Origin of the sequence: Nodosilinea sp. LEGE 07298 (assembly GCF_015207265.1) — a bacterium.
Lineage (GTDB): Bacteria > Cyanobacteriota > Cyanobacteriia > Phormidesmidales > Phormidesmidaceae > Nodosilinea.
The window spans coordinates 1-12,543 of sequence record NZ_JADEXE010000205.1; the positions used below are offsets into that span (position 1 = coordinate 1).

General features: G+C 55.4%; 4 protein-coding genes. All 4 read left to right on the top strand.

The window, feature by feature from the left end:
• Window positions 1–677: 677 nt before the first annotated feature.
• The 4 genes from IQ273_RS33930 to IQ273_RS22930 all read left to right on the top strand — a co-directional run bounded on the left by IQ273_RS33930 (window position 678) and on the right by IQ273_RS22930 (window position 12,164).
• Window positions 678–5,819: a PAS domain-containing protein gene (locus IQ273_RS33930; RefSeq protein WP_228053646.1), complete on the top strand. Its 5,142-nt coding sequence runs from the start codon at window positions 678–680 to the stop codon at window positions 5,817–5,819.
• Window positions 5,820–6,504: 685 nt separating this feature from the next.
• Window positions 6,505–8,760, top strand: a complete 2,256-nt coding sequence (locus IQ273_RS22920) for an NACHT domain-containing NTPase (RefSeq protein ID WP_194025477.1) — start codon at window positions 6,505–6,507, stop codon at window positions 8,758–8,760.
• A complete protein-coding gene (locus tag IQ273_RS22925) occupies window positions 8,747–11,716 on the top strand; it encodes an ATP-binding protein (RefSeq protein WP_194025478.1) in 2,970 nt (989 codons plus the stop codon). Before IQ273_RS22920 ends, IQ273_RS22925 begins: the two co-directional genes overlap by 14 nt.
• A complete protein-coding gene (locus tag IQ273_RS22930; protein ID WP_228053648.1) occupies window positions 11,709–12,164 on the top strand; it encodes a PleD family two-component system response regulator in 456 nt (151 codons plus the stop codon). The genes IQ273_RS22925 and IQ273_RS22930 overlap by 8 nt, the downstream gene beginning before the upstream one ends.
• The last annotated feature ends 379 nt before the right edge of the window (window positions 12,165–12,543 follow it).

The window sequence follows — 12,543 nt, forward strand, 5'->3', positions numbered from 1 at the left end:
GTCTGCAATGGGAAGACAAATCGTTTTATCGCCTGCGGTTCCACGCTTCCGTCGTTGCTTGGCCATCACGTTGGCCTCCTAAGCGCTCTACCCCTATTTTACTCGACACAAACTTGGGTGGAACTAGGTTTGAGTCTCACCCAAAACCGTTTCTTCTATGGATAGAAGGGTTTCAATTACTTCAAAGTTGCTGGGTTCATCGTCAACAACAAGAATAGAAAATGGTTGAGACGTAGCCATGGGAGCATCAACGAAACTGCTTCAGCAATAGCACCTCAGCCGTCTGGGCGATCGCATAAAAGTCGGCATTCTATGCAGGTTCTGCATAGACCATAGTTGACAATAGAGCAGACACAGGACTAGATCTGGACGCAGCTTGTTATAACAAGCTGCGTCCAGATCATTAAACGCCTCACTTTTAAAGGCACTACAATACAAAACAAATATCTGAGCACGATAAAGGAAAACCCTTAACTATTCTAGAGGCTTATTCAACATCGACAAAAAACTATCAACGTAGCGAAACGTTAGCGATTTGAGGCGGCCGTACGTCTAAGTAAGTGAGTAGATTTTGTATCTTTAAATACAAGCTTTTGAGAAGTAGATATAGAAAACGTTTTATTGCTCAGGTTCCGGGAAACCTAGACTGAGGATAGATTTCCCAGAACCCTGCTTGTATGCGTCACGCTTTTGTTGACATTACCGCTTCTGTAGGCCGCACGACGTCGGTGAGCGATGTTGTGCGTTTAATGGGAGATAGCCAACCGCACCTTTCCTGTGTTTTTATCGCTGACGAGAAAAATTTGGTCGGCAGTTTTACCGAGGGCGCGCTGCTGCCGCTGGTGGCCCAGGGGCGATCGCTCGCTGAGCTGACCATAGCTGAGGTGATGCAGACGCCAGTGGTCAGCGTGCGGCAGTCTGATCTCAGCGATATCTCAGTTCCAGCCAGGCTTTTACAGCAGCACGCCACCGACTGTCTGGCTGTACTGGATGAGCAGGGAGCGCTGGCGGGGGTAATTACCCGGAGGAGTTTGCAGCCCCACCTGGGGGAGGCACTTCAGACCCAGCAGGCCGAACTCACTCACCAGCAGGAGTTAGTCACATCCCTGAGCCAAAGCGATGCCCAGTACCAGTCCTTGCTCCAGGCGCTGCCTGACTTGGTCATCCGAACTTCGGCAGAGGGGATCTATCTCAATTGCGTGGGCACTGCTGACTTCGAGCTCTACTGTGGCGATGCGAATCTAGTGGGCAAACGAGGTGACGAGATTTTGCCAGCCGAGTTAGCGGCCCAGCGCCTAGAGTACATTCAGCTGGCCCTACAGACGGGAGAGCTGCAAATCTATGACCAGCAGATTGTCATCGACGACACCCTGCGCACTGAGGAAGTCAGAATCAACGTCTGTGGCGACGATGAAGTGCTGGTGATCGTGCGCGATATTACCGATCGCAAAACCCTAGAAGACACCAACCGCGCCATCCTTGAAGCGATTCCCGATTTGATGGTTCGTGTCAATCGCCAGGGGGGGTATTTAGGCATCTTGAGCGGCGACTCGGTTAAGAGAGTGCTGCTGCCTCCTCCAGATTTCTCCAACCACACTATCTACGACGTGCTACCCCACAGCCTGGCTGAGCAGAAAGTCCAGAAGGCCCAGCAGGCTCTTGATACGAGGACTGTTCAAGTCTATGAACAGCAGATTGAGATCGACGGCGAGCTGTGTTGGGAGGAGGTGCGGGTTAGCCCAGTCAATGGTGACGAAGCTCTGTTTATGATTCGCGATATTAGCGATCGCAAACGCAGTGAGGCCGAGCGTCAGCAGGCAGAACTCGCCCTCGCCCAGAGCGAGGCTACCCAGCGGGCCATTCTCACCGCCATTCCCGATCTGCTGGTGCGGGTGAGTGCCGAGGGGCGCTATCTCGATTTTATCGGCCCCGATCGCAGCTTTAATCTCTTTAATCCCGCCCTGGTGGTCCCCGATGGGACGATTGCCGATTTGCTGCCGCCCGAGCTGGCTCAACCCCAGCTTGCCGCCATTCGTCGCGCCCTAGAAACCCGGGAGCTACAGGTTTGCGAACAGCAGATTCAGGTGGGCGATCGGCTCCGCCACGAAGAGTTACGGGCGATCTGTATTGGCGACCATGAGGTGCTGTTGATGATTCGCGATATCAGCGATCGCAAACGGGCAGAGGAAAGGCTGCGCCAGAGCGAGGCCCAGAGCCGTGCCATCCTATCCGCCATTCCTGACTTAATGTTCCGCACCACGGCAGATGGGGTGTACCTGGAGTACATCGCCAGCCGACGCGTCACCGATCTGCTGCCCCCTACGCTGAACTCGGTAGGGCAATCGATGGTGGATCTGCTGCCGACCGAGGTAGCCCAACGCCATCTAGCCGCCATTCGACAAGCCCTAGACACCCGCACCCTGCAAGTTTATGAGCAGCAGCTTCAGGTGGGCGATCGCATGCAGTATGAAGAAGTGCGCGCGATCGCCAACGGTGACAACGAAGTGCTGTTCATGATCCGCGATATCAGCGATCGTAAACGCAGTGAAGCTGAACGCAAACAGGCCGAAATCGCCCTCCAAGAGTTAAACCGCGAGCTAGAGGAGCGGGTCGCCCAGCGCACGGCGGCCCTTCAGGAAAGCGAAGAGCGCTGGCAGCTCGCCCTCCAGGGCAGCGACGCCTCTCTTTGGGACTGGAATGTGAAAACCGGCGAGGTCTTTCGCACCAGACGCTGGCACGAGTTGCGGGGGCTAGCGGAGGACGCGGTGAGCGGTGCTTCAGAAGAATGGTCCGATCGCATTCACCCCAATGACCGCGATCGCGTTCTGGCGGCGATGGCTGACCATCTAGCCCAGAAGACGGCCTTCTACCAGCAGGAATATCGCCTTCGCCATGAAGACGGTCGCTACCTATGGATCTTGGACCGGGGCCAGGCGGTCTGGGATCAGGCCGGTAACCCAACCCGCATTATCGGCTCCGAGATGGACATTACCCAGCGAAAACAAGCCGAACTAGAGGCCCAAACGCTGAAGCGGCAGCTGGAGTTTGTGCTGGCCTCTAGTCCAGCGGCCATCTTTACCTGTCAGCCCGCAGGTGACTATGAACCCACCTTCATGAGCGACAACATTGTCAACGTGAGTGGATATACGTCGGCAGAGTTTTTGTCCCGCCCCGATTTTTGGGGGATCCACCTCCACCCTGAAGATGCCCCGCGCGTGTGGGCAGAGCTGCCGGCCCTGTTTGAGCAGGGGCAGCATATCCATGAATATCGGTTTTTGCACAAAGCTGGGCATTACATTTGGATACGCAACGAACTGCGGCTAATTCGCGATGCCCAAGGCACGCCGGTCGAGATCGTGGGCTACTTTGTCGATATTGGCGATCGCAAAGCCATTGAAAATCAACTCCGCAAGAGCGAAGCCGACCTGGCAGAAGCTCAGCGCATGGTGTATTTGGGCAGTTGGGAAGTCGATGCCGCCACCCGCCAGCTGAGCTGGTCCGATGAAGTGTTCCGTTGCTTTGGGCTTGACCCAAGTGTGCCTGAACCTGACTATGCCGAGCATTTCAATCTGATTTACCCGGAGGATCGCGATCGCCTAGATCAGTGCGTGGAACGAGCCCTACAGGAGGGCATCCCCTTTCAAATGGAGCTGCGGATTCTGCGGGTGGATGGTACCATCGGCTATCTAGACGCGCGGGGTGAAGCCAAACTGGATGACCAGGGGCAAATTACAAAAATCTTTGGGACAGCCCTAGACATTACCGATCGCAAAGTTGCTGAGCTTGAGCGGCAAAACCTATCCAACCGTCTGTCCCTCGCCCTGACCTCTGGCGCGATCGGCTGTTGGGACTGGGATATTCAGCAAAATACCATCCTCTGGGATGAGCGGATGTATGAGCTTTACGGAGCCTCTGCCGCTGACGTAGCCGCCTCTTTGCCCTACGAGATTTGGGCCAACAGCGTTCATCCCGACGATCGCCCAGCAACCGAAACCCGGCTGCAACAGGCCATGCTGGGGCAATCCGCCTACGATCCTGAGTTTCGGGTCATCCACGGCGACGGCAGCATCCACTACATCAAGGCCTACGGCATGGTGGTGCGCGATCCCGAGGGCAACCCTAAAAGCATGATTGGGGTAAACCTAGACATTAGCGATCGCAAGCGCAGCGAAGCCGAGCGCCTACAGGCCGAAGAACGCCTACAGCAGATCAATGAACAGCTCATGTTAACTAATGCCGAACTCGATCGCGCCACCCGCCTCAAGGACGAATTTTTGGCCAACATGAGCCATGAACTTCGCACTCCGCTCAACGCTATTTTAGGCATGTCTGAGGGGCTTAAAGAACATGTTTTTGGTAGTTTAAGCGATCGTCAAAGGCAGGCCGTTGAAACCATCGAGCGTAGCGGCACCCATTTGCTAGATCTGATTAACGATATCCTCGATCTATCTAAAATTGAGGCCGGCAAACTTGAGCTAGACACGGCGTTAGTGAGCGTTCAATACCTGTGCGAATCGAGTTTAACCTTTGTTCGACAGCTGGCTCTCTCCAAAGATATTGGTCTAAGCCTAGAGACCGTTCAGGCCATGCCAGATATTGTGGTCGATGAACGGCGCATTCGACAGGTGCTGATCAATTTGCTCAGCAACGCCGTTAAGTTTACGCCCTCCGGTGGCCAGGTCACCCTTCAGGCTCGCGTTGAACAGCAAAACGGCAGAAATCACCTCAAATTGTCGGTAACCGACACCGGCATTGGCATTGCCCCAGACGATATTGCCAAACTCTTTCAGCCCTTTGTACAAATCGACAGTAGTTTAAGCCGCCAATACAGTGGCACAGGTCTGGGTCTAGCCCTGGTGCGCAAGATGGCTGAACTGCACGGGGGTATGGTGTCCGTGACCAGTGAGGTCAATCAGGGCAGCTGCTTCACCCTCGATCTTCCCTACCTTACAGATATAGCTCTACCGGCGATCGCCACCCCAATGCCCACGAGCAGCCTGCCCGATACCCATAATTCTCGCGTCCTGGTCATCGAAGACTCTGCCGCTGCCGCAGACCTGCTCGCTCGTTATCTTGAAGAGCAAGGGATGGACGTCATCATCTGCTCCAGCGGCGATCGGGTGATGGACGATGTGATCACGTTCCAGCCAGCCCTGATTATTCTCGATATTTTGCTGCCCAATCTGTCTGGATGGGATGTGCTACGCCAGCTTAAAACCGCTCCGGAAACCCTTGCCATTCCAGTCATTGTGGTATCTGTCATAGACGAGCGCTCTTACGGGCTGTCGCTTGGCGCGTCGGAGTATTTGGTTAAACCCATTAGCCGCCACCAGCTACAGCAGGCGATCGAGAGACTGCAACCCAGCTACCAGACACCCTTATCTCCAGTGATGGTTGTTCCTTTGTCCGAGTCGGCTAGCTCAGATTCGGCTAGCTCAGTAGTTGAGTCGCCGCTGATTTTGCTGGCCGAAGACAATGAGATGAATGTGGCGACGGTTTCTAGCTACCTCACAGCCCTGGGGTATCGCCTCATCTACGCAAAAGATGGCCAGGCCGCCGTCGAGCTGGCCCAAACTCAGACGCCCGACTTGATCTTGATGGATATTCAAATGCCCGGCATGGATGGTCTAGAGGCCATGCAGCTCATTCGCAGCGATGCTCGCTGTGCCAATATTCCCATCGTCGCCCTAACCGCCTTGGTCATGCCCGGCGATCGAGAGCGATGCCTGGCCGCAGGCGCAAGCCACTATCTTTCCAAGCCCTTCAAAATGAAAGCACTAAAGGGTTTAATTCAGCAGTATTGCACAATCAGGGTATGAACTAGGGGCGATCTGCAATGTCGTTATAAGACCGTGTAGGTTGCGGTTGAGGCACGAAACCCAACACCCGCACGAGTTATGCTATCGCTAACCCATCCTACATTTGAATTAGCCTAGCTACTTATCCTGAGTGTGGAGCTACTCATATTCGTAAGAACAGCAAGGAAAAAAAGGTAAGTAAATCCACATCTGTGTTGAATGCGATCGTCAGTTTGTCGACCACTACGATCGCCCAAAGGCTACTCTGGTGAGTTTGAGCGTGAAGGTCTCAAAATGTATTGCCAATTAGGCTAGTTTTCAGTCCATTAAGCGGGTTAAGGGGGTGCCTCACACCACAGGGCACTGGCCGCTTAGGAGTAGAAAAGAGGGTTAACGGGTATACCCAATCCTTATATTTCTGATTGCGAACCAGCAGTCGAATTCAGAAAAATTCAAAAGAGTAAATCCGTGTTTTCACGTAAAACTTTGATTGCTTTTCGCAGAAGTAAATATCTTCTGTGAAATTACCTAAATTTGTCTATTTTCTGTTTTTATTCCGGTTCTTAACGCATATCTGCGGAAAGGGATATATACCAAGTCCTGTCTGGGGCTTTAGTATTCCTCGCGGTGGAGTTCCCCGAGGAGAATAAGATTTGGCATTAGTACCAACGCTATTTCATAGGCGCTCAGCCCCCTAGAAAGAACTATGGCAAAACGATCACTGAAAGCTTCTCAAGATGGAATTATTCGGGCTAAGCGAGCCTTTGACTTGAAAGGTTGGACCCAGGAATATTTGGCTGCTGAAGTAGAATTGCAGACTCGTCAGCCGATATGGAAATTCTTCTCGGGCCGCCCCGTTGAGCGCCACATTTTTATAGATATTTGTTTTACCCTCGACCTCGATTGGGAAGATATTGTCGATCGCACGGCGTTTGTAACCGATGCTTCCACCCCGAAGATCGCTGCTCCGGAAGACGCTGACCAAGGGGTGGAGGACGATATGGCAGAGGTGCGATCGCACCTGACTACCCTGGCTCAGACTCAATGCCAGCTGCTAGAGCTGCCCCTCGACCTGCACCAGCCCATGACGCTGACGCAAATTTATACCGATGCGTACGTGCGCCCCTACCAGCGGTTTGGGCAGCCGCTTAATGCGCCTAAAGTATCCGCCCCATCCGCTATTCAGCCCCACTCGCGGGTGCTGGTGCTGGGCGGGCCAGGGGCAGGCAAAACCACCCTTTTGCAGCACTTGGCCCTAGAGATTAGCGCTGGTCATTTGCAGGCCGATGGTCAAATCTTGCTGCCGGTTTTTCTGCGCCTGCGACAGCTGGCCCTGGTACCCACTGCCGACCTGAACGTGCAGCAGTACCTGAATCAGCGCTGGTTGGCCTCTGGCCTCAGCTTGGCCCAAATTGACCACCTGTGGCAGCAGGGGCAGTTGTGGCTGCTGCTAGACGGCTGGGATGAACTGCCCAGCCCGCAGCATCGGTTGGTAACCCAGCAGATTCAGACCTTGCTTGATACCTACCCTGGTCTGCGGGTCACTCTATCCGGGCGCAGCGGTGGCCCAATGCCCCAGCTCAACGGCCTGGTCACTTTAGAGCTGACGGAGTTTACGGCCCCGCAAATTGAGCGGTTTGTGCAGCAGTGGTTTGTCGCCAACAACCCACAACAGGGGGCGGTGCTGGCCCAAACCTGCCTGGAGGCTCTACACCATCCCGACAACGATCGCCTGCGGGAGATGGCCCTGACGCCAATTTTGCTGCACCTGATGTGTTTGGTCTTCTACAACTCGGGGCAGTTCCCCAATCAGCGCAGCAAACTGTATCAGCAGGCTCTCGATCTGCTGCTCGGACAATGGGATCAGCAGCGGGGCATTAGCCGCAGCCAACCGCTGCAGCAGCTGTCCACCGTCGACCTGCTGGGCATTCTCTGTGAGGTGGCGGCCCGCAGCTTTGAGCAAGGCAGCGTCATCCTCGACGAGGCCGAACTGCTGGGGCTGATTGCCCGAGCTTTAGCCCACCGCGACCCCCAGGCCACGACCCCAGAGCGGCGCTGGGCCGATAGCAAAGCCATCCTACAGGTTTTGATTGAGCACTATGGCATGCTGAGCGAACGGGAACTGGGCAGCTACGCCTTTGCCCACCTGAGTTTTCAGGAATATCTCACCGCCCGGCGCTGGGCGCTGACCGCGCTAGAACAGCAGGGGCACCCTGACTGGGCCGACCTGGCCACCCACCTGAGCGAGGCCCGCTGGCGGGAAGTGATTGTGCTGACGTTTGAAATGGTTTCCCCAGCCGAGTCGCTGTGGAAAGCGCTGTGGCTCCAAAGCCAGGGGTATGTAGCCAACCATCCTGAGCTGCGACCCTGGCTGGCCTGGGCTAAAACTCAGGCGGAGCGATCGCAAGTCCCCTACCATCCGGCGGCTCTGCGAGGTTTTTATCTGGGGCTGCGGCTGAATCAGGGGCTAGATTTGGCCCCGGCGCTGGATGTCCGGTTAGCGATTGATTTACCAACTCCCCTGCTCCTCGACCAAGCGCTAACTCGGCTGCTGCACCAGGGGCAGCAATGGTTGAGTACCCCAACCCTGCAAGCGGGCCTAGACCTGGTATTTGCTATGGATCTGTACCAGCGGTTTGCCCTAGCAGAGCCCTTTGCCCACAGCCTGCACCTGCTCCAGGCTCAGTTGTTGGATGCGCTGGAAGATCAGGCGGATTTGGCAACCTGGTGTGACGGGTTTGGGGCAGACTGGCTGCGATCGCTCAGTTACACCGTTGCCACCCATCGCCACTGGGATGCTGCTCTGGGTGATTTCTCCCCCTGTCCACCGCTAGAAATCTATGGCCAAATACAACAGCTGCTGGTTGACTGCCTACGCCACAATCGCACCCTACCCGCCGCTACCGTGGACGCCTTTGAACACAGCCTAGTGTCACCCGAGGTGCAGTATGAATGTGTTTAAGACGCCCAGGCCAGGTCACTTCCTAGATTTGGTGCCAACCACTGCGCTGCGGCTGTACCAGGCCGAAAGCCTTGATGAAATTTTGCAGAACACGGTGCAGGATGTGCAGCGACTGCTAGCCACTGACCGGGTGGTGATCTACCAGCTAGACACCCACGGCATGGCTCAGCCCATGGCTATTGCCGCTAAACCAGCCTTACCACCACTGCCCGATCGCTCAGTCGACCTAACCCACTGCCTGCAACGGTGGCTAGACGATGCCACGTTGCAACGGCCTAGAGCGATCGACGATCTGGCCGACGCCGATCTTACTCCCTGCGAGCAAACTATGCTGCTATCCCTGGGGATAGCAGCCAGCATGTTAATTCCCATCTACCTGAGCCCCGACTGGCAACGGGCCACCCAGTGGCAAGACGACACCACCGCCACCCACGAAATTTGGGGCTTTTTAGTGGCTCAACAGAGCCACCCTCGCCACTGGAGCCCCCTGGAGCAGTCGTTTCTCCGTCAGCTGACTCAGCACTTGTTCCATGCGATTCAGCAGATGCAGCTGCGGCAGTTCTCAAACCGGCTGATCGAAAGCAGCGTCGACGGCATTATTGCCCTCGACACCAACTACCGCTACCAAGTGTGGAACGGCCCCATGGAAGAGCTGTCGGGCCGGTCTCGCAGTGCCGTGATCGGCCAAGTGGCCTGGGATGTATTTCCCTTTTTGAAAGATACCGGTGAAGACAAGCTAATCGCTATGGCGATGGCCGGGCAGTCAGTAGTGACTCAAAATCGAGCTTTTGTGGTGCCAGAAACTGGGCGTAAAGGGTTTTTTGAAGCGCGCTATAGCCCGCTGGTTGGCCCCACGGGTAAAGTGCTAGGCTGCCTGGGCCAGGTCCGCAACATTACCGAACAAAAACAAGCCGACCATCAACTGCGGGCCACTACGTCCCGGTTGACGACTCTGATTCAAAACCTCCAGGCTGGCATTTTGGTAGAAGACGAACATCGCCGCATTCTTTTGGCGAATGAAACCTTCTGCCAAGTTTTTCGCCTCCCCCTGTCACCTGAGGCGCTAAGAGGACCAGACTGCGAGAACCTGCTGAGTCAAGCGGCGTCCCTATTTCGCGATCCGCCCGCCATGATCCAGCGGATTCGCCAAGTCCTGAAGCATCGTCAGCCGGTAATTGGCGAAGAAATTGAGCTGGCCGATGGCCGGATTCTAGAGCGCGACTATATCCCGATCTTTATTGATGACGACTACCAGGGGCACCTCTGGCAGTACTGCGACATTACCCAGCGCAAGCAGGTGCAGCAGCAGCTCGAAGCCGCTATGCAGTCGGCGGAGGAGGCCAACCGGGCTAAGTCAAACTTTGTGGCCACCATGAGCCATGAAATTCGCACTCCGCTCAACGCCATTATTGGTCTGACCGATCTGCTGCGGTTGACCCAGCTAGACGATGAGCAGCAAGACTTTGTCGATACGATTCACAATAGCGGCTCGATGCTGCTGTCGCTGATTAACGACATTCTCGACTTTTCTAAAATTGAGGCCGAAAAGCTGGAGCTAGAGCACAGGGCCTTTAACTTACGTCGCTGCGTTCAAGATGTGGTGAACCTGATCACGCCACTGGCTCAGGAGAAAGGATTGGTGGTGCGATCGCACATTGCTGCTAATGTACCAACCCGAGTCGTCGGCGACGTCACTCGCCTGAGGCAGGTGCTCTTAAATTTGGTTAACAATGGGGTGAAATTTACCCATCGGGGCGGCGTCACCGTGGAGGTGAGTCTGAAGCAGTCGTTTGCTCCGCTGGCCCACACCGCAGAGCTGCACTTTGCGGTCAAAGACACCGGCATTGGTATTCCAGACGAAAGTCGCGATGCCCTATTTAAGGCCTTTAGTCAGCTCGATGCCTCGGTGGCCCGGCGTTATGGCGGCAGTGGGCTAGGACTGGCCATCTGCAAAAACCTGGTCGAAGCCATGGGCGGACAGATTGGCGTTGATACCCAGCTGAGCGTTGGCACGACCTTTCATTTCACGATTCAAGTGCCGGTCCTTTCCGAGGAAGTGCCCTGTTCCCTGGAGCACTCAGAGGTAGACAACGGGATCGCCAATCTCTTAGCTGATGATGGTGACGTTTCCCAGGTGCTCGCCCCCCAGCTTCCTCTCAAGATTTTGGTCGTAGATGACCTGGCGGTAAATCAAAAAGTCGTCCTCAAAATGCTCCAATGGCTGGGCTATGAGCCCGACTGTGCCGCCAGCGGTACGGCTGCCCTAGATTTAATTCAGCAGCAGGCCTACGATCTGGTGCTGATGGATATTCAAATGCCGGGCATGGACGGCTATCAAACCACCGAGGCCATTCGCCAACTGCCCCAGGTCAACCCCGAGCAGCCCTGGATTGTGGCAATGACGGCCCACTCTAATCTAGACGTGCAGCAGCGGTGTCAGCAGGTCGGATTGAATGATTTTCTCAGCAAACCCATTACCCTGGCCTCTCTAACCGAACGCCTGACGCGCTATGGGCAAGCCCAATTCCCCGACTTTAGGTCCCAGAGCGCTTTAGCGCCGTCGCCCGGTCTACAGCTCTGCGACGATTCAACCCCGCCCCTACTAGACCAGGAGATGATCGGCGCTATCCGCGATATGGCTGGTGACGCCGCTGATCAGCTGTTGCTTGAGCTGATCGACAACTACCGCGAAGATGCCAACCGCTGCCTTGGGCAGCTCCGCCAGGCGATCCTCGATCGCAACGGCGACCAAATTCGACACCAGGCCCATGCCATTCGCTCAATGAGTTTGAACCTGGGAGCCCTGTCGTTGGCTGCCCTCTGCCAAGACCTAGAACTACATTACGCCGCTATGGCCCCGGCAGACCAACAGCTCGCGCTCAGTCAGATTGAACAAACCTTTGCCGATGTCACAGCCGCTCTGCAATCCCTTACTGCCACCCAGTTCCATGCTTGATGCTACCCTCGCCCAACCCTCGGTGTTGATTGTGGATGACGAACGCAACCTGCGCCGCTTGCTCAGCCACGCCATGACCACCGAAGGCTACCGGGTTGAAACGGCCAGCAACGGTAACGCCTGCCTGGGGTTTTGCCAGCAGCACCTGCCCGACTTGATCTTGATGGATGCCCTGATGCCAGAGATGGATGGGTTCACCTGCTGCCAAGCGTTGCAAGACCGCTACGGCGATCGCTGCCCTCCGGTCCTGATGATCACGGCCCTGGCCGATACGCCCTCAGTGGAACGAGCCTTTGCCGTAGGCGCGGTGGACTATATTACTAAGCCAATTCACTGGGCCGTGCTGCGGCAGCGGGTGCAGCGGGTGCTGCAAACCCACCTGATTACTCAAGAACTGCACCAGGCCCGTAGAACGATCGAGGCCTTGCAGACTGCCCTGGGTAAGTAGGCAAGCGCAATTAAGTATAAGTCGATGTAGGTTGGGGTTGAGGCACGAAACCCAACGCCCGCATGGGGTACGCTGTCGCTAACCCATCCTACATTTGAGTTGGCCCACCCACTTAAAACGTAAGAAAACCGAATTAATCGCGTGTTGCTGAATTGAAGCATGAATTTGGGTGGGGGCAAATGGCTGTTTGCCTCCACGAAAAACATTGCAGGTTTGATTCATACCGGTATCCAGCAACGCCATTAATCGATTCTAGTTCCACCCAAGTTTGTGTCGAGTAAAATAGGGGTAGAGCGCTTAGGAGGCCAACGTGATGGCCAAGCAACGACGGAAGCGTGGAACCGCAGGCGATAAAACGATTTGTCTTCCCATTGCAGAC

Bases quoted from the DNA above. Each gene is read 5' to 3' on its own strand.
- IQ273_RS33930 (WP_228053646.1), top strand. From the start codon at position 678: ATGCGTCACGCTTTTGTTGACATTACCGCTTCTGTAGGCCGCACGACG.
- IQ273_RS22920 (WP_194025477.1), top strand. From the start codon at position 6,505: ATGGCAAAACGATCACTGAAAGCTTCTCAAGATGGAATTATTCGGGCT.
- IQ273_RS22930 (WP_228053648.1), top strand. From the start codon at position 11,709: ATGCTTGATGCTACCCTCGCCCAACCCTCGGTGTTGATTGTGGATGAC.
- IQ273_RS22925 (WP_194025478.1), top strand. From the start codon at position 8,747: ATGAATGTGTTTAAGACGCCCAGGCCAGGTCACTTCCTAGATTTGGTG.